Origin of the sequence: Acetobacter senegalensis (genome assembly GCF_001499615.1) — a bacterium.
Lineage (GTDB): Bacteria > Pseudomonadota > Alphaproteobacteria > Acetobacterales > Acetobacteraceae > Acetobacter > Acetobacter senegalensis.
The window spans coordinates 2,123,990-2,142,457 of record NZ_LN606600.1 but is presented as its reverse complement, the minus strand read 5'-3'; the positions used below and the strand labels follow the sequence as shown (position 1 = coordinate 2,142,457).

Below are 18,468 nucleotides of genomic sequence, written 5' to 3'. Positions count from 1 at the left end.
CAGTCGACTGAACTGTAGTCGATGTCCATTTCTGAACGTCTTTTACAGTCCCCTTGATTCCGTTCAGCCAGAACGTAATGCCGTGGATGTTCTTTCTTTAATAGACATACTGAAAAAACGGCAGATTGCTGTGCGTATCCTTAACCTCGGGATTGATACCTCAGGTGCTGGTGGTCGCCTGTTCCTTCTGCTTCTCGCTGGTTTCGCGGAGTTTGAACGCAACATTATTCGTGAGCGGATCATGGCTGGCCTGGATGTCGCCAGAGCCAAGGGAAAACGCCCCGGAAGACGTTCCACTCTATCGCCTGAAAAGACGGCTCAGGCACGCGCTATGAAGCAAAGAGGACTTTCCTCCCGCGAAGTCAGTGAACTGCTTCAGGTATCACGTATGACGGCATGGAGAGCCATGAACAGCCTGAAAGCCGTCCCATAACCTCTGTATCAGCTATGCATTATTAAACGCACGACATGCAAATAATGCATATTCCAAAAACAGGTGATTTTGGGACAAATTTTTGATCCGAACGATGAAGATACCTCCGCTCCCGGAAAACTGTCAGGACCAGTGAAAAACGTGCCTATCCCCGGCAGGATTTTTGTTTTAATTATGTGGATCACAATAATTATTTTCTGCGCTCCAATCTCATTATAAAACAGACTTCTGACTATCAGAAATTTATACAAACAAATTACATAAACACGGCATAAAATCATAAATATATCATAATTTTATTTATGATATATTATAGAAATATTAAAAAATAGGTTTTGGTTGACTTTTTTATTAAATTATGATATATTATTTTTGCACATATTAAATGTGCGTGGAAATACATGAGGAGATGACCAAATGACCAATGTAAACGCTATGTGCAACCTAGACGAGATTCCTTGGGTAGAATAAGCCCAAAATTTATGTTTGAATACGGGAGAGGTAGCTCTTTAATGAGCTACCTCTTTTTATTTGAGGGAAGGCATGATGCTAAATTTAAAATATGGAAAAAAACAAAAATTTAAACTATATAAAAAGATGAAATGCAGAAATCCTCTTTTTATCATTTATATTTTTGCCGCTACATTTTACATTTCAATAGTAATCGGAATTTGTTATGTGTTTTATGTTAAGAATTGCTTAGACAATGCTGGAAAAACTGAATCTGACACTGCGTTAATAACGATACTGACTTCGTTATTTGTTGGAGCAATGGCTTTGTCAGGATGGGTAGTTGCGTCATGGATAGCGCACAGAAACTTAAAAATTCAGACTACAATAGCATTGGTTGGCACAAGATTTTCAAATGCAGAATTCCCAAAGCATCTAGATAGAATAGATAAGTATTTTCCTGAGTCAAATGTGAAAATTGATTCTATACAAAATATGAAAAAAAGCGAAAAAGCAGAACATATTCAAGCAATTCAATCATTAAGATATATTCTGAATTACATGGAATTTATAGCCGTTGGAATAAAAAGCGGAGAGTTAGATAAAAGATTCATATCTCAAGTTATGAAAACAAGCATCATAAATATTTATAATAAATTTTCTTTGTATATAGAAGATCTTCAGAAGAAAAAGCCGTCAGTCCTGTCAAATTTTAAAGATTTGAAAGATGACATTAGGGAGGATTTGTAATAAACAATATTGGATCAAATAAAAAACTAGTCTCATTTGTGTAGTCCCTAAAGGAACATTACCACAACCTACCGTATTATGTGCCTTTTGGGTCTATAATGGAATTAGGGAGCGGTTAGTACCGTCATCACTATAACCCAAAAGGAACAAGGAATATGAAATATGGCTATGCACGAGTAAGCACATCAGACCAAGACCTGACCATACAAGAAACAGCACTCCAAAAAGCAGGATGTGAAATTATCCGAGGTGAAAAGGTCTCTGGAACTAGCCGGGAAGGAAGGCAAGAACTGGATACCTTGCTTCAATTTTTAAGGCCCGGTGATTCGTTGCTGGTCACTCGTATCGACAGGTTAGCGAGATCAATCAGCGATTTGCAGGATATTGTCAGATACCTGGAAGATAAAAAGGTATCATTGATTTGCACTCAGCAACCCATAGATACATCCAACGCTGTAGGGAAAATGTTCCTGAATCTGCTTGGTGTCTTTGCTCAATTTGAGACTGAATTGAGAAAGGAACGCCAGCTTGAAGGTATTGCCAAGGCAAAGGTAGACGGTGTCTACAAAGGCAGAAAACAATCCTATGACCATTAGTATGTCAGACAACTCAAAGCCAAAGGATTAGGAATTAGTAAGATTATGCGTCAAACAGGAATATCAAAAACACACATTTATCGTATTTTGATTCACTAATTGTACTAAATATTTTGTGTTATGAAATCCATAATATCATTGTATCCAATAAAAATACCTTCATCGATAACTCTTACAGTCTTTTCTTCCCATTTTTTTCCATCGTCATCAACTTCTGAATGGGAAAAAACTGTAATAGAGCTCTCATGATTCCCTATTAACATCCCCGCAAAATGCGTTGTATTAAATACAAATACTGGAGCACCACTGTATCCGGCAAGGGAAGGAAAAGAGAGATTGTACACTCCACGACCTTGGTTTAAGAATGAGCCTAAAGGTGTAGATGTTATATAGCCCTTAGAAAAATGTGGTAATATGCTTTTTGAATCTTTTATCATGTCTTTGAGATAAGCATTGGCAACCAATTCTCCTCCCATCGTTAACGGGCACGATAATGGCTTAAATATTTGCATTTCACTACTACGCACATCAGCTATAGCTAAATCTAATTTGTGATGAAATTTTATATTTTCTATTAAGAAATTTTTATCGCTCGGCGATTGCGCTGTTGCAGAAGTGGCACCCTCAAGAATATGCCTACATGTTACTAATTTAGGGGGACTCCCCACAAAAAAACAACATCCTAAATATTCTAGATTTCCATCGCCTAAATTATCCAGGATTGGCCAAATCATTTTACTCACGTCGAAATACGTCATGTAATTACCTCTCTATCAAACCCTTGATCACAAAAACTTCCGTAAGAATAGCATGTTAAGAAATTTCAGTGCCCGTTTTTCTAACCTTCCACCGTTACCCAGTGATCCAGCCTTTTAACATATAGCATTCCCCAAGAGACGGGCTCGATGCAAGCATGCATATTGTCACATTCAACTCGTGATATTGACCCTTCCGGCATATTCAAAAACCTTGACCGATTTCACACAAAGTCTTACACAAACTGTTACACGAACGTTCAGAATATTGTTTGAAAACAATATGTTATTGGTTGTCCGATTTACTTCAGTGGGTTCGAGTCCCGCAGTTCGCACCACCATAACTTCTTGTTTTTGTTCAGGCTTCTATTTCAGGACACGGGTTCCGTTACATTTCCATGATACCCTTAAAAAGAATGGAATCAGAAGGTTAACAGGAAAAACCCCTCGTCCAGCCCCATGTCGAGCATGTCTTTGCTGATCAGAAAGCACAGACGGGACTGTTTATCCGGACAGTGGGCATCATTCGTGCCACCACGAGGATCGGGCTGGCCAACATCGTCTACAACATGCACCGCTTTCTGTTCCTGGAACGGATCAGTGTCGCCTCTTAGAAAACCAGAGGATAATGCTTTCCGCTTTGCCTCAAACGCAGAGTGAAAGTCATAACCCTGAACCATCAACACCTGCTCATTGATTCCAAAATCAGGATACTGGGGCCTCACTCAACGATTCTTTAATCCCTCCAGATCATCTGTATTTTCCATCACCAGACGAACATTAACGAATATTTTCAAAAAGAGAGTTCTGCCGACGGCTGCGCCATTGTTTCGGAGAGAGGAGAGATACCCTCTTTTTCGTGATGACACGACTCTGGCTGGCCACCCACAGGCCATACTCTTCGCTCCATTGAAGCGTGTCGCCCCTTTACCCCCTTTCATCGTTCTTACCTGAGGAACCTGATAAGAGTTATTAATTTGAATAATCTATTTATGCGTTGACCGTGTCTATATCCATTTATATATAGACACCTGCAGACAGAACAGTGAGCTATGGCAGGAGGTAAAAGATTTTTTGTTTCCAGCCGAGGGCTTTTTGTAAAGGGGTCTTTCCCTTCTGTTAGAAGTTGACCGGTCTATTTTTTGTCGGTCAAAGGGACAATGGTGATGCAGAATATCCTGTTTTGCGCTTCCAGATGTATGCCGCATATGCGGTTGCGGGTCCCTTTTGCCTGTCTTCCATTGTTTACGAGGTAAAAATGGCGTACGCGACAACCAACCCCTACACAGGGGAAGTTCTTGCCACTTTCCCTGAAGCCACAGATCAAGAGGTTCAGACAGCGCTTTCTGACGCCTATTCAGCTTTTGAAAAATGGCGTGATACGCCTTTTGCCGAACGTGCCCGCATCATGAATGCTGCTGGTGCCATTCTGCGGCGGGATGTTGACAAGTATGCCGGCCTCGGCACGCTTGAAATGGGCAAGACTTTTGAAGAATCCAAGAAAGAAGTCATTCTTTCTGCAGAAATTTTCGAATATTATGCGAAATATGCAGAAGAACTTCTGAAGCCGGAAAGCCTGCCGGTTGCTGATCCTGCCGAAGGAAAAGCCGTTCTGGTGCATGAACCGCTTGGTATTGTGTTCGCCATCGAACCGTGGAACTTCCCTTTTTATCAGGTTGTCCGCATTATCGCTCCGCAGCTTTCTGCCGGGAACGCTGTTCTGCTGAAGCATGCTTCCAACCTGCCGCAATGTGCTGCAGCCTGTGAAGACCTGATGAACGAAGCAGGACTGCCCAAAGGGCTGTTCCGCAATCTGTACGCTGCCCGGTCTCATACAGCACTGATCCTGAATGACCCGCGCGTATGTGGTGTCGCTCTTACAGGCTCAGAAGGCGCTGGCACAATTATTGCTGGTGTTGCTGGTAAAGCGCTGAAAAAAGCCACCATGGAACTGGGTGGTGCAGACGCCTTTATTGTTCTGGACGATGCAGACGTTGAAAAAGCAGCCAAATGGGCCGTTATCGGGCGCCATTGGAACGCTGGGCAGGTTTGTGTATCAGCCAAGCGCCTGATTGTGGCAGATGCGGTTTATGATCGCTTCCTGGAACTTTACAAAAAAGGCGTTGCCGAACTGAAAGCCGGCGACCCGATGGACCCGACCACCACGCTGGCTCCCCTGTGCTCTCAGGGTGCGGTAGATGACCTGCACAATCAGGTAACCGCCGCAATCAAGCACGGTGCCAAGGTTGAAGTCATTGGGCCGGAAGTTCCCGGAAAAGGCGCTTTCTTCCGCCCGCTGCTGATGACCAACCTGCATGGCGATAACGAAGCACGCCATTGGGAATTCTTTGGTCCGGTAACACAGCTTTACCGCGCCAAGGATGAAGACGACGCCGTTCGTATTGCCAATGACTCTCCTTATGGTCTTGGTGGTGCAGTCTTCACCAAAGATGAAGCGCGTGGTGCCCGCGTGGCAGCAAAGATCCGTACCGGCATGGTGTTCATCAACCATCCGCTGGTGCCGAAGGCAGATCTGCCGTTCGGGGGTATTGCACGCTCCGGTTATGGCCGTGAACTGATCGGCCTGGGGATCAAGGAATTTGTGAACCACAAACTGATTAACACGGTTGATATCGACGCACCGTTCTGATCAAACTGCCAGCAGTTGTCTTGATTGACTTCTGCTGGCACCTCTCTCCCGATCATACAAAATACAAATAAACGTTAAAATATACTCTATTTACAGATATTTTATAAATACACATCCAAAACAATATTCCAAAAAATGGACCTTTCCCTGCTTACTCCCTGAAAGAGGCTTGTAAAACTGATGGCATCCAAATCTGAAATTCTTATCGTCGGTGGTGGTGTGGCAGGACTGGCCCTTGCAACCCGTTTGGGAAAAACGATTGGAAGGCAGGGGAAAGCTCGTATTACCCTGATTGACAAAAGCTTTTCACATGTATGGAAACCCATGCTGCATTGCTTTGCAGCCGGCACTGTACTGAATGAAAATGATCGAATCAGCTTTATCTCTCAAGCCAGCAGCCACCATTTTGAATTCTGGCCCGGAGAAGTCATTTCAGTTGACCGCACTAAACGGGAAGTTGTTTTAAGCCCGCTTCATGCATCAGATGGCACCAAGGTTCTGGAAAGCCGCACTCTGAAATATGATGCCATCATTCTGGCTGTTGGAAGCTGTGCCAATGATTTTGGTACACCCGGCGTGGCTGAACATTGCCTTTTTATTGATAATCTGATTGAAGCCAATTCTTTCAATGAGAAATTCAGGATGGAAATCCTGAAATCCTTTGCCAATAGTTCCAAACTGGACATTGCCATAGTTGGCGGGGGCGCAACCGGCACACAACTTGCCGCGGAACTTCATAAATCACTTGAAATTGTCGATCCTCTCAGCTTGCATGCATTCGGTAAGGCTCCTCCAAAGCTTAGTGTGACACTCCTTCAATCCGGCCCACGTATTCTGCCTGCTTTTCCGGAATCGGTCTCCATCGCAGCGCAAAAAGAACTTGAGCGGTTGGGTGTTACCGTACGCACGTCCTCTCGTGTTGCTGCAGCAGATGCCACTGGCTTTATTTTGAAAGATGGCTCTCATATTGCCGCAACCCTGCGCGTCTGGGCGGCTGGCGTCAAAGCGCCGGAAGTCACCAAAGCTTATGGGGGCCTTTCTCTCAACAGGTCGGGCCAGATTACGGTTAAACCTAATCTGAGCTCAGTTGATGATGACAGGATTTTTGCAATGGGAGATTGCTCCTTCATTGCAGATGAACCGTTGCCAGCAACAGCACAGGTGGCGCGGCAGCAGGCCCACCACCTTGCCCAACATCTCCCTGCATGGCTCGAGCATGGTAAAGAAGTCCCGTCCTGCATTTTCCATAATAAGGGGGCCATTGTTGCTTTAGGCAATTACAATGGATGGGCAGCGCTGCCGGGTGGCACTGTTTTAGGTGGTGGCATCATGCACGGGCTTTCAGCACGCCTTGGGCACATCATGCTCTATCGTAAGCATCAGATCGAACTGTTCGGTTATTTCCGGGGCATGGCCTCCATCGTTGCAGACTGGATAGAAGCCATTATCCGCCCTTCCGTTCGTCTGGACTAAAATCTACATGGAAGGCTAACGAAAATTTCTGCATGCCAACCCAACGTAGAGTTGGAGAGCCTTCCAAAACTTTCGTTTGTTGAGATCTGCAATTACGCCAGTTTCTGCCGTAATTGCGTCCATTCTGCTTCCACCCTATCGGCAACACGTCGCGCCACGCCAGACAAAGGGCGCGTACGGTCATGCGCCAACGCCAAAGTGAGGCGCGGAGCCGTTGCCCCTGCCAAGGGCGTAAATGCGAGATCACCTGTCTGCACTTCCTCCATAACATCAAGATAACTGAGAAGCGTGATGCCCAATCCCGTTCTGACAAGGGATTTGATCATTTGCACGTTATTACCGCTGGCAACCCTATAAGCGTTAAGCCGACAATCAGCTTCCAGTTTTCTGAATACTGAAGCCAGCGCCAAAGGCTCTTCTGGCACAATAACTGGATATTCCGCACAAACCGAAAAGTGAGCCTGCGCCTGTGCGGTCACGGGATGACCCACTGGACTGACAATTCCCAACGGAAAAGAAAGAACAGACCTCACCTGTAAATCCCGCACATCTACAGGGTCCAGAAGAAAGGCCAGATCCCCATCTCCGGCAAAAAGCCGGGTATTTAACTCGGCATTATCATGAATGTGAATATTCAGAATAATACCCGGATAGTGCTCCTTCAGCCGCACGGCTATATCCGGCAGAAAAGCGCTTGCCAGCGCCTGGGGAGCCAAAATATCAATCTGCCCCCGCCGCATGCCCTTCAACTCATCAATCTGGCGGTTGAGGCTCTCAAAATCCTTTACCCACCGGCTCGCATGAGCGTGGAACAGTTCTCCCACCGCAGTAAGACGCATGCCGGACGCAAGACGTTCAAACAGAGGCGTTTGAAGCGCCTGTTCACCCAGCAGAATATGCCGGTCAATAGCGGAAGGGGCGATGCGCAGGTCTTCCGATGCCTTGCGGATCGACCCATGGCGCGCCACAGCCAGAAAATAGATGAGGAAGCGAGAAAACGGATTCATTCGACTGTTCTCAATTTGAGAATGCATACTGCATGAAACAGATATATCCGATAATATATAATCAATGAAATACTCCTTCCTATGACTGGATGGCTTTTGCCTCCTCCTTCATCGTTCCAGGAGCGCCTGCCGTGACCACGCCCCCCCTTGCTGCCCGCACCAACGAAGCCAAGCTCCCCCGCGACAACACGTTTGAGCCGGATGATTGGCTTATTCTGGCTTCATACTGGTATCCAGTCGCCCTTGTGCGCGAACTTGAAGACAAGCCACTCGGCGTCACGCTACTGGATGCGCCGCTTGTCCTATACCGTTCAGGGGACGAGATTGTGGTGGCAGATGATCTATGCCCCCATCGGGGCGTCCCTCTCAGCATGGGTAGAGGAGACGGGCAAAGCATAGCCTGTGCCTATCACGGCTTTCGCTTCGGCTCCGAAGGACGCTGTGTGAAAGTACCCGCTCATCCGGATAACGCCATTCCCAAACGGCTTACTCTGCGCACCTATCCTGTTATGGAGCGCTATGGCCTGATCTGGACCTGCCTTCGCCCGCAGGAAGGAGAAGCTTCTCTTCCTTCCATGCCCCACTGGAATGATCCTGAATTTCAACAGATCAATTGTCCCTGGATTGATATTAACGGCTTTGCTGGCCGGCAGGTTGAAGGCTTTATCGATGTAGCTCACTTCGCCTTCGTCCATACCGCAACCTTTGCTGACCCGGAAAACCCTGTTGTGCCAGCCTACATGCCCAAAATAACCCCTTATGGGTTTGAAGCAGAATACCGGAGCAGTGTTGGCAATTATCCGATTGGGTATTCTGAAAAAGGACGGCCCGGCTTTGAATGGCTGAGGCATTTCCGGGTGCATGTGCCATTTACCGCAACCCTGGAAATTCATTTTCCCGACGAGAAACGGCTTGTGATCATGAATGCAGCCTCTCCTGTTTCTGCGCGCAAGACACGCATGTTTGCCCCCATCTGCCGCAATTTTGATACGGACCTGCCCGTGCAGGATGTGTACGACTTCAATCTCAAAGTTTTTGAGGAAGACCGCGCTTTGGTAGAAGCGCAAAAGCCGGAAAACCTGCCCCTTGACCCTTCGCTTGAGGTTCATGTGATGGCAGATCGAAGTTCAATTGCTTACCGCCGCGCACTCCGGTCCATCGGTTTAAGCCAGTTTTTCACAGCTTAAAAAATACTTCAGGCAGCCTCTTGTTCACAACACATGTTTCCAAGAGGCTGCGTGCTGCCAAATCTGCGGCCAACAGCCTTCTGGCACCCCTGCTCTACGCAAACCCCGCGTTATCGAACGCTTCAATCGACTTCTTACTTTGACGCATTCAAAAGCATGATTGATGTCTGCCAAGCTTCATCAAAAGGATGGGGAGCGTGGGTGATCTTGGCCATCAGCGTTGCCCCAAGCCATAATTGATACAGAGAAGTCGCCAACTGATGTGCGGAGAGAGGAGATGAAATTGATCTATCTTTTTGCCCTGCTTTGATCATGGCGGCCAAACGTTTGATAACGGCAGCCACACCATTATCCATAACAACGCGCATATCTTCAGAAAGATCAGATATCTCGGCAGCCAGTTTCACAATAAGACATTTATCACCTACCCGCCCACCAACATGGGTGATACGCCAGCGTTCAAAATAAGACGAAACCAAATCGTACCCTGTCTGAGTCTTCTTGGAACTCAAACATTCCATATCTGCAAGGTAGTCATGGATATACAGCCTAAGAAGATCTTCCCCGAATTTTTCTTTCGATTCAAAATAGTGATAAAATGATCCTTTAGGAACCTGTGCCACTTCCAATATTTGAGAAATTCCCACACCGGAAAAGCCCCGCTTTCCAATCAAAGGGCGAGCGGCTTCTATTATTCGTTTCTTTGCAAGATCGTGTTTATTTTCAACAGCCATAACAGAGAATTACATATACCATAATTGCGAGAAATGTATTTCTCATTTTACGTTATAGAACATAAAAAATATACACGATGTCATAAAAAAATCTGTGATCGCTCTACTTTCTTCAACTTACTCGCCAAAAAGACCATACTCACAGCAGGACGCCCTGCGTCCGGGCACTCGATTTACCCCTCTTCGGCAATACTGGGTTGGCATGTCTTGCCGGAAGCTGTTCGGATAATGAGCCAAACATTGAACATCCAACCGTCTGCTACTTGATTGACACATAACACTTCTGGGTTTTTATGATATATTCCATGTAGTTACTGAGTCCATCTGCACGTATCGTCGCTGACCAAAGCTTTATCCGGAACATGAAAATTTTTGTAAAAACAAGGCGGGATAACGCCCCCCAAACCACCCATCACATACGAAAGCCGCCCCTTCCCTTCCGGAAGCATTTTCTGGCTCCCGTTTCTATCTGTGTGCTTTTATCAGGATGCGTGGACGATCATGGCAAAGGTGCAATGCACGCTGCTACCTCACGCTGTTTCTCAAAATATCCGCTGGCAAAAGGCACTGCTTATAAACGCTTTAGCTGCATCTATCAGGCACACTCACAATACGGACCTGATGCAATGGGCACTCACTCCGCCCTTCTTAAGCAGATAGACCAAGCATCCTTGCGTGTAGGACTGGATATTGATTCAGGAGTTCTGACCGTAGCGGAAGGGGAAACAGCCCTCCATTGGGTGACAAGGAAAGCCTATTATCAGGCTTCCCAACACGCATCACCCCCAGAGCAACCCAAAACTCAGGGATTACGCAAATAACAGCAGAAAAGGAAACATGACCAGAGCAATGCTTCCTCTAAAACAATATAACTGAATGCTCTTTCAACCCAGAATTTTACTGTGTTCTGGGCACAATAATAGGATCTGAAGATTTTTTATCAGAATTAAGCACAGCCCCACCTGATTGCGTGGAGTAAGTTGCGGTTGTGGATTGCTGCGGTGTTCTGGGAGGATGGAACGCTGAAACCGGACCAAACACGCCGCCAGCAGATTTCTGCATCGTGCCTTCAGGCTGGCGGGCACAACCGCGTGTAATAATGGAACAGATACCATCTGTTCCGACCATTTCATCGTTATTGCCTGTGTAATGCACGTCAGAGACACGGTCATGATCCAGACGGATCACGGCAGAGCAAGTTGTTCCGCCCCCACCGCCAAGCTGTGCAATTGTTGTGGCAATATCACCAATCGGAATAAGGGTGGAGCCACCATAGCTCGGCTGTGGCTGCGTTCCTGTGTAAACAAAGATCTGAGTTGTATCATTGATCTGTTTGGTGGCCGTCGGCAGGCCAGCACAGGCCTGCAGATCATAAGAGGTCATCCCGATCATTGTGATCTGCGCTTTATGAGCAGCCCGTGAATCAAAATACCCGCACCCACTTACACTCACAGAGAGTGAGGCAACCGCGACCAAACCCGCAATCCGACACTTCATTTCTTCGACTATCCTCACCCGTTGCCCAAACACTCACACTATGAAGCGCAGCACTTCTAAGTTACTGTGCTCTTTCCATACAATGCAAGAGGTCAAATAAAGTGTGGAATATTTCTTTTCTGACAAAATATGTCACCATCAGACCAATATATCGCTCTTAATTCTCGCTTGATTTCGTCCTTTTTATCAAAACAGACTGCCTCTCTTATCTTGCCATCCCTATCACTCCCTAGCATCATGGGCTTTTCCAAGCGCCGTCTACCACCTAAAGACAGCCGGACAAAACGGCCCGTGTGGCCAAAGGAGAATTTGCTGATCATGTTGGTCCTGTCCCGTCGTAAGGCGCTTGCCTGCTCCCCTCTTCTCGTGACCCTTTTTGCGCTGAGCGCCTGCATCAGCCCCGGCCAACCGCCAGCTGCTCCCTTGCCTGCCCTGGAAAAAGCTGCACCATTCACGTCGGCTGACGCGGACTTTGTTCAAAAACTCAATGATATGGATCTTACCCACATTGCGTTGGCAAATATCGCCAAAACCCACGCGGCTCGTAACGATATCGCTCTGCTCAGCACAACCATCGTAAAAGAACTGACAGAAAACCACGATACGCTAACCAAGCTGGCCACAACCCACACATTGACTCTGCCAGCCAAACCTTCTGCGCAAAGCCAAAAAGTCATTGATCAGTTGCAACATTTGCATGGCTCGGCATTTGACCGAAGCTACACCCGCTATTTCATGACCAGCACAACCAAAATGAAATCAGTGCTTGAGGCTCAAATCACCACCTCCAAGAACACAGATCTGGTTAAACTCGCAACCGATACCAAAACCAAACTCACCACTTATCAATCAGAAATCAAATAAGCACTTTTCCAAAAACAGACCATAAACAAACAGACACATAAAATTTTCAGTTCCAATGGCTTCCTGTTTATAGTGCAGGAAGCCATTGTTGTACTTACATCAACAATAAGAACCTGATCATTCCATTCTGCTTTGATCTCACCGCCTCATAACTTAACCTAAAGTTATCACATACCCATCATTTTTTGGGCATTGACAGAATACGTTTCGGTTCAACAACATAGAGCCTGTGGTTCGCGGTTGACCTGATTTTTTATGGTCAATTCAGCCAGCCATGATGTTTGAGCAACGCATATCATTACGATCTGAAAAGGGTTTAAGATGGGATACCGGTGTCAAACGCTCTATGAACGATATAGCAGGCCATTTCTGCTGTTTGGCACGGCTCTTGCTACTCTTTTCACTATTCCCGCAGCATCGGCGGCAACCCCTGTTCACACAACGGCAGGAATCAAAAAAGCTCCCCTTCATACCAAGCCGCATAAATCTCTTTCTTCCACTCCCGCAAGTGCAGTGCGCTCTGCGCCGCCGCGACATCGCCGATCCGGCCCGCTGCATAGCAAAGACAATGAAGAAATAAACGTGAGCACGCGCCGCGTTGCCAGCCGCGGTGCAGAAGTTGCTGTAACGCGTAAAGTGATGGATCGCTTTGTAGAGGGCACGAACCCGATGCAGATCCTTGCCCAAACCACACCGGGAGCCAACTTTACATCAACAGATGCCTTTGGCCTTGATACCTACGGCAACACTTTCTACATGCGCGGATTTACGCAAATGCAGATTGGCGCAACGCTGGATGGTATTCCGATGGGGACCCAGGGTTTTGCCAACTACAATGGCGTGTCCATCACCCAGGCAATGATTCAGGATGACATCGGTGGCATGACGATGTCTCAGGGAGCAGGCTCTCTGGACACATTCTCCGCCCAGAACCTTGGCGGAGCAATGACATACGTCACCTCTGACCCCAAGGACAAGGCTGGAGGCAAGATCAGCCAGACTTTCGGCAGTTACAACGCTTTTCGCACTTACGGCAGGGTGGATAGTGGTGTTCTGAACTCCACAGGAACAAAATTCTACGCATCTTTTGCGCGCACCAAAACAAATATGTGGAAAGGGCAAGGTTACCAGAGCGAACTGCAAGCCGATGCAAAGGTTGTTCAGCCCCTTGGTGACCGCGGCAAAGTGACGGCCTTTTTTGGCTACGGTAACTTTACGCAGGGCAATTACCTGACAATGACCAAAAATATGTGGAAAACAATGGGGCGGAATTCCACATATCTGAAACCAGACTACGATAAAGCAAAACTTTGGGCATATTACGCCCAATATACATCTGACGTCCCCCCGGGATACGAAGGTCTTCTGTCTAATGACGAAATTGGTGATTATGCCTGGGATGCCTCGCAGATCCAGCGGACCTACCTATCCTCCATCAATACCCACTACGATTTATTCAAAAATGTAAAATCAGATACCATTATTTACGGTAACGTCAGCAGTGCGGTGCATGGTGGCACAAACAACTTTGTCACGTCTCCCTCTTATGGCACGCCGGAACTTCTGGCAGATGGCACGGTATCTGGCGTTCCCATGGCGCTCTCAATGGCGCATGCCTTCATGCGCCGTCTGGGCGGCACACAAAAATTTACCATTGAAGCGCCTCATCACAACCGTATTGAAACGGGCGTATGGTATGAAAACAACCATTGGATTTATAACCAAAGGCTCTACGAAGACGGTTTGAACTCAGCGCACAACTGGCTCTCTGACTTCAAACAGGGCACGGGGCATACCTGGTTCAATAACTCCTATAATACCAATACCTTCCAGTTTTTCCTTCAGGACCGCTGGACCATTATTCCCGGCATGAATCTTCTGGCTGGGTTCAAATCTCTTACACAGACAACGCATGGTGGCACCAAAGATGACTACACCCAGCAGTTGGCTGCTGAGGGATGGAACACTTATTATCGCCACGCAGCAAACGGCACCTTAACCGCATCGGCGGCCTTCCTGCCGCATTTCAATTTTGACTACCATTTTCTTAATCATCATGAGTTTTACTGGGATATCGCGGAAAATATGCGCGCATATGACTACTATTCCCAGACAGCAACCAGCACTGCATGGGGTGGCCTAGGCAACTCCACCTACACGGCCCAGCAGGTATTTGATGCCAACAAGAAAGTTCTCCGCCCAGAACGGACATGGAACTACGTTGTCGGATACCGATATGACACACATCTTTTTTCAGCATCCGTCGATTTTTACCATACCGACTATTACAACCGCCTTGCGTCCATCACGGAAGGTAGCGCAAATACAGCGAACAGCGCTTACCTGAACGTTGGTCGGGAAACCATGAACGGCGCGGATGTGATGGGCACAATCCGCCCGGTGGAAGGGCTTGAAATCACCAATAGTTTTAGCTGGAACGATGCCGAATATCAAAGCCGCTCCATCAATTACGGGGGAACATCATACAACATCAAGGGTAAACATCAGGTCTATTATCCAAAGTTCATGTATAAGGCGAACCTGAACTACACCTACAAACGTGCCATGTTCAACTTTAACGTGAACTATATTGGCTCACGCCCGATGACATATTTGAATGATGAAAAAATTCCGGCTTACTGGGTCGCAAATCTCAATCTTGCCTATAACTTTGGCAAAATTGGCTTTACCCAAAACCTGAAAACTACATTTGGAATCACCAATCTGTTCAACTCCAACTATATTGGCGGGGTATATGGCGCAGCCTCCGTATCAGGAGACGATAACGCCAACCTGTTTGTTGCTGCTCCCCGGCAGTTCTTTGGCACGATTGCCGCTGAATTTTAAAAGATTCGTTAACCGCACTGGACGTGTAAATTACGTCCAGTGCGCACAAAGACATTCAAGGTTATCATGAAAAAAAGCTCTCTACTCATGGCATGTCTTCTCACGACAAGCCTGCCCGCCGTCGCGCAGCCATCTGGCGGCATCAGTCCGGACATGCCAGACCATTTTACAGTCAGCACTCAGGACTTTGATTTTATCCGCAAGGAAATCATGATCCCGATGCGGGACGGAGTAAAATTACATACCGTTATCCTTGTGCCCAAAAACGCACACAATGCGCCTATTCTGCTAACACGCACCCCTTATAATGCTGATCACATGACGTCTCAGGCAGACAGCGGCACCATGGCCTCTGTTCTGCAAGGTTATGACAATATGCCCGACGTTATAGCTGATGGCGGATATATTCGGGTTGTTCAGGATGTGCGGGGCAAATATGGCTCCGAGGGGCATTATATAATGAACCGCCCCATGCGGGGGCCATTAAATGCCACGGAAGTAGATCACAGCACGGATACCTGGGATACCATTGAATGGTTGGTGCATAACGTTCCCGAAAGCAACGGCAAGGTTGGTATTCTTGGCGTATCCTATGATGGTTACACTGCCATCACAGCCCTGTTTCATCCTCACCCCGCCCTTAAAGTCTCTGTGCCCATGAACCCCATGGTTGACGGATGGATGGGTGATGACTGGTTCCATAACGGCGCATTTCGGGAAGAAATGCTTTCCTACATCTACAATCAGGAAGCGACCCCAAAAAATACAGTCAAATGGTGGAGCAACCAGTATGACAATTACCAGCTTTTCCTGAATGGTGTCTCTGCCGGTGCCATTGGCAAAGCACATGGTATGGAACAGATCGGGTTTTTCCGCCAGATTTTAGCACACCCTGCTTATGATAGCTGGTGGCAGTCTCAAGTATTGGATCGTCTTCTCCCAAAAGAAGGTCTTACTGTTCCGACGCTTCTTGTTCATAGTTTGTGGGATCAGGAAGATAATTATGGTGCAATCGCGCTGTATTATGCTCTGCAAAAAACGCCATCTGCAAAATCTGATTTATGGTTGGCCATGGGGCCGTGGAACCATGGCAGAGAAATAAAAGACGCCAGCATGCTTGGCGCCATAGATCTGCATTCTGATACAGGGTTATATTTCCGTAAGAAAATACTGGAACCCTTTCTGGCGCATTATCTCAAAGACAGCACTGTGCCCCTCCCTGCTCGCGTTACAACTTTTCGCACAGGCATCAATGAGTGGGAGACGATGCCCGCTTTGCCATCACAAGACTGCAATTCCACATGCACGACACTGCATCTTGCGCCTCAACATGGTTTGACGTTCGACGCCACCACGCAAAAAAGAGAGACTGTGCAGTATGTATCAGACCCTGAACATCCTGTTCCGTATGTTCAGCGGCCTGTTCTCTCCAAAAATCTTCCTAATTCCGAATGGCAATGGTGGTTGACGACTGATCAACGGAACGCAACCTCTCGACCAGATGTTGCTTCCTTCACCTCCCCGGTTTTGACAAAAGCAGTGTCCATTTCAGGCCAGCCTCTGGTGCATCTTACCGCCGCAACCACGGGTACAGATGGCGATTTTGTTGTGAAACTGATTGATGTTTATCCGGATGAAGTGCCCGCGCAGCGGGAAATGGGCGGCTACCAGCTCATGATCAGCGCAGATATTCTGCGGGGCCGTTACAGGAACAGCTTTGAACATCCGGAGCCCATCCCTGCTAACGTTCCCCAAGTCTATCACATGAAACTTCCGGTTGCGGCCCACACTTTTCTACCAGGTCACAGGATTATGGTACAGATCCAGTCTAGCTGGTATCCGCTTTATGATCGTAATCCACAAACCTATGTCGATAATATTTTTAATGCGGCACCGGACAGCTACAAGCCTGCGACAATCAGTATCGATACCGCCGAAAGCTGGGTTCAGGTGCACTGAATCCTTACACGGGCACCTTCAAGAAGCACAACTTAAAGTCTGGAGCATAACCTGAGCAGAGAACACGTAAGACAACCACAAAACTGATCAAAAAACACTCACGCAGAAAGCGACAATATTTTATGGCATGAGCCTTCTGCGTGAGAATGTGCAAAAATTCTTGCGGCCATTTCAAGAAATCAGGTATGTGCCTGACAGAGCCTTTTCATGGCAGAAGAAATGACCGAAACCGATTACCGGGATGGTATAGTGGCATTTGGCGGATAACCTGCCCAATACCCTTTCAACTGCCCTTTAATTTTTGATCTCTTCAAATGGAATATTCTGAACGGGATACAGGCTCCAGTCTTTATAATCGAAATGCCACCACTCTTCAGGAAGTTGTTCAAACCCTTCATGCTGCATGGCATCTTTCAGCAAAGCGCGGGCTGTCTTCTGTTCTTCAGGAGCTTCTGTATAATCTGAATATGCTCGGGGTGTCATTTCATCAAAGCCGCTGGGCATAGGCACCTGCCGTCCCGTTTTCAGATCATATAATGTCAAATCCACTGCGCACCCGCGATTATGACGTGAGCCTGTCACCGGATCTGCTACAAATTGATGTTTGTCGGCTGGTGTCGCATCCCAGAACACTTTTGTGATATACCATGGGCGATATGCATCAAAAATCAGAAGTCCATACCCTTTTGTTTTCAGAAATTCTGCTACACGCAGTAGCGCATCAGCCGCTGGTTTTTCCAAAAAAGCATGTGATGACGAATAAACAGGTGTTCCCAGAAAATTCCTATCTGTGGCGTAACGCACATCAAATTTGAACAATGGAGAGAGGTGTGCCAGATCAACCAATTCCGGTTTACGCAGCCCCATACCTGAAGCGGGAGGCGTAGCACGACGCGCTTGCTGCATAAGCTCATCTACAGGCTTAAGGGGCGTTATGCGAAAAACCATACTTGTCTGATCCTTGGCAGCATAAGCAGAAGATACGGACAGTCCCATTATCACGAACAAAGGGATCGCATAACCAGTTCTCATAACCCTTCGCCTCCTTGCCTGAAGCCATACAGATGATTTCTATTGCAACCTTATCTGCAAAGTCATCTGAAACCTGAACAAATAACTGCCAGAGAAAACCCAATGTTGATCAGTGTAACATTTCCATCAGAGGATGAAAGCCAATCTGCCTAACTGACACGCTCCTTCGATACTTTCATTCATCGCAAGCCACAATATGCTGTCCTGTAGGCAGGGTGCTGAGGGAAAACAATT

At 47.0% G+C, this 18,468-nt stretch carries 13 protein-coding genes and 2 pseudogenes; 10 read left to right on the top strand and 5 right to left on the bottom strand.

Going from position 1 to position 18,468, the window contains the following annotated elements; translation table 11 throughout:
- Nucleotides 1-82 precede the first annotated feature (82 nt).
- From ASN_RS09825 to ASN_RS09815, 3 genes and pseudogenes are all read left to right on the top strand, one after another.
- Nucleotides 83-433, top strand: coding sequence for a recombinase family protein (locus ASN_RS09825; RefSeq protein WP_231948170.1), 351 nt, complete (start codon nt 83-85; stop codon nt 431-433).
- A 543-nt stretch (nt 434-976) separates the two neighbouring features.
- Nucleotides 977-1,633 (top strand): DUF4760 domain-containing protein, encoded by a 657-nt coding sequence (locus ASN_RS09820; RefSeq protein WP_082666640.1) that lies wholly within the window; start codon nt 977-979, stop codon nt 1,631-1,633.
- Between the two features lie 155 nt (nt 1,634-1,788).
- Nucleotides 1,789-2,328, top strand: a pseudogene (locus ASN_RS09815) (recombinase family protein).
- A gap of 5 nt (nt 2,329-2,333) precedes the next feature.
- Here the strand turns inward: ASN_RS09815 and ASN_RS19660 are convergent.
- The gene (locus tag ASN_RS19660) at nt 2,334-2,972 is read right to left on the bottom strand and encodes a serine protease family protein (protein ID WP_157765165.1); all 639 of its coding nucleotides are present in this window, start codon (nt 2,970-2,972) and stop codon (nt 2,334-2,336) included.
- 470 nt (nt 2,973-3,442) lie between these two features.
- Between ASN_RS19660 and ASN_RS20190 the strand changes: the two are divergent.
- From ASN_RS20190 to ASN_RS09795, 3 genes and pseudogenes are all read left to right on the top strand, one after another.
- Nucleotides 3,443-3,598, top strand: a pseudogene (locus tag ASN_RS20190) (IS5/IS1182 family transposase); the annotation flags it as partial.
- A gap of 644 nt (nt 3,599-4,242) precedes the next feature.
- Nucleotides 4,243-5,634, top strand: a complete 1,392-nt coding sequence (locus ASN_RS09800; protein WP_058989270.1) for an NAD-dependent succinate-semialdehyde dehydrogenase — start codon at nt 4,243-4,245, stop codon at nt 5,632-5,634.
- Between the two features lie 180 nt (nt 5,635-5,814).
- The gene (locus ASN_RS09795; protein ID WP_058988066.1) at nt 5,815-7,107 is read left to right on the top strand and encodes an NAD(P)/FAD-dependent oxidoreductase; all 1,293 of its coding nucleotides are present in this window, start codon (nt 5,815-5,817) and stop codon (nt 7,105-7,107) included.
- A gap of 92 nt (nt 7,108-7,199) precedes the next feature.
- On the opposite strand, the gene ASN_RS09790 is transcribed toward ASN_RS09795, so the two are convergent.
- Nucleotides 7,200-8,141 carry a LysR family transcriptional regulator gene (locus tag ASN_RS09790; protein WP_082666639.1) on the bottom strand — a complete coding sequence of 314 codons (942 nt, stop codon included), beginning with the start codon at nt 8,139-8,141 and terminating at the stop codon, nt 7,200-7,202.
- Nucleotides 8,142-8,203: 62 nt separating this feature from the next.
- Between ASN_RS09790 and ASN_RS09785 the strand changes: the two genes are divergently transcribed.
- The gene (locus ASN_RS09785; protein ID WP_231948169.1) at nt 8,204-9,301 is read left to right on the top strand and encodes an aromatic ring-hydroxylating dioxygenase subunit alpha; all 1,098 of its coding nucleotides are present in this window, start codon (nt 8,204-8,206) and stop codon (nt 9,299-9,301) included.
- Between the two features lie 134 nt (nt 9,302-9,435).
- Here ASN_RS09785 and ASN_RS09780 read toward each other — a convergent pair whose 3' ends face one another.
- Nucleotides 9,436-10,035 (bottom strand): TetR/AcrR family transcriptional regulator, encoded by a 600-nt coding sequence (locus ASN_RS09780; protein WP_058988064.1) that lies wholly within the window; start codon nt 10,033-10,035, stop codon nt 9,436-9,438.
- Between the two features lie 897 nt (nt 10,036-10,932).
- Nucleotides 10,933-11,427: a hypothetical protein gene (locus tag ASN_RS09775; protein ID WP_006558018.1), complete on the bottom strand. Its 495-nt coding sequence runs from the start codon at nt 11,425-11,427 to the stop codon at nt 10,933-10,935.
- A 234-nt stretch (nt 11,428-11,661) separates the two neighbouring features.
- Here ASN_RS09775 and ASN_RS09765 point away from each other — a divergent pair, with 234 nt between their 5' ends.
- The 3 genes from ASN_RS09765 to ASN_RS09755 all read left to right on the top strand — a co-directional run bounded on the left by ASN_RS09765 (nt 11,662) and on the right by ASN_RS09755 (nt 17,202).
- Nucleotides 11,662-12,396: a DUF4142 domain-containing protein gene (locus tag ASN_RS09765; protein ID WP_231948168.1), complete on the top strand. Its 735-nt coding sequence runs from the start codon at nt 11,662-11,664 to the stop codon at nt 12,394-12,396.
- 321 nt (nt 12,397-12,717) lie between these two features.
- Nucleotides 12,718-15,243 carry a TonB-dependent receptor domain-containing protein gene (locus ASN_RS09760; RefSeq protein WP_058988061.1) on the top strand — a complete coding sequence of 842 codons (2,526 nt, stop codon included), beginning with the start codon at nt 12,718-12,720 and terminating at the stop codon, nt 15,241-15,243.
- A gap of 87 nt (nt 15,244-15,330) precedes the next feature.
- A complete protein-coding gene (locus ASN_RS09755) occupies nt 15,331-17,202 on the top strand; it encodes a CocE/NonD family hydrolase (RefSeq protein WP_082666809.1) in 1,872 nt (623 codons plus the stop codon).
- Nucleotides 17,203-17,496: 294 nt separating this feature from the next.
- Here ASN_RS09755 and ASN_RS09750 read toward each other — a convergent pair whose 3' ends face one another.
- Nucleotides 17,497-18,234: a M15 family metallopeptidase gene (locus ASN_RS09750; RefSeq protein WP_231948167.1), complete on the bottom strand. Its 738-nt coding sequence runs from the start codon at nt 18,232-18,234 to the stop codon at nt 17,497-17,499.
- Between the last annotated feature and the right edge of the window lie 234 nt (nt 18,235-18,468).

Bases quoted from the DNA above. Each gene is read 5' to 3' on its own strand.
- ASN_RS09820 (WP_082666640.1), top strand. From the start codon at position 977: ATGATGCTAAATTTAAAATATGGAAAAAAACAAAAATTTAAACTATAT.
- ASN_RS09800 (WP_058989270.1), top strand. From the start codon at position 4,243: ATGGCGTACGCGACAACCAACCCCTACACAGGGGAAGTTCTTGCCACT.
- ASN_RS09795 (WP_058988066.1), top strand. From the start codon at position 5,815: ATGGCATCCAAATCTGAAATTCTTATCGTCGGTGGTGGTGTGGCAGGA.
- ASN_RS09790 (WP_082666639.1), bottom strand. From the start codon at position 8,141: ATGCATTCTCAAATTGAGAACAGTCGAATGAATCCGTTTTCTCGCTTC.
- ASN_RS09785 (WP_231948169.1), top strand. From the start codon at position 8,204: ATGGCTTTTGCCTCCTCCTTCATCGTTCCAGGAGCGCCTGCCGTGACC.
- ASN_RS09780 (WP_058988064.1), bottom strand. From the start codon at position 10,035: ATGGCTGTTGAAAATAAACACGATCTTGCAAAGAAACGAATAATAGAA.
- ASN_RS09775 (WP_006558018.1), bottom strand. From the start codon at position 11,427: ATGATCGGGATGACCTCTTATGATCTGCAGGCCTGTGCTGGCCTGCCG.
- ASN_RS09765 (WP_231948168.1), top strand. From the start codon at position 11,662: ATGTCACCATCAGACCAATATATCGCTCTTAATTCTCGCTTGATTTCG.
- ASN_RS09760 (WP_058988061.1), top strand. From the start codon at position 12,718: ATGGGATACCGGTGTCAAACGCTCTATGAACGATATAGCAGGCCATTT.
- ASN_RS09755 (WP_082666809.1), top strand. From the start codon at position 15,331: ATGGCATGTCTTCTCACGACAAGCCTGCCCGCCGTCGCGCAGCCATCT.
- ASN_RS09750 (WP_231948167.1), bottom strand. From the start codon at position 18,234: ATGAGAACTGGTTATGCGATCCCTTTGTTCGTGATAATGGGACTGTCC.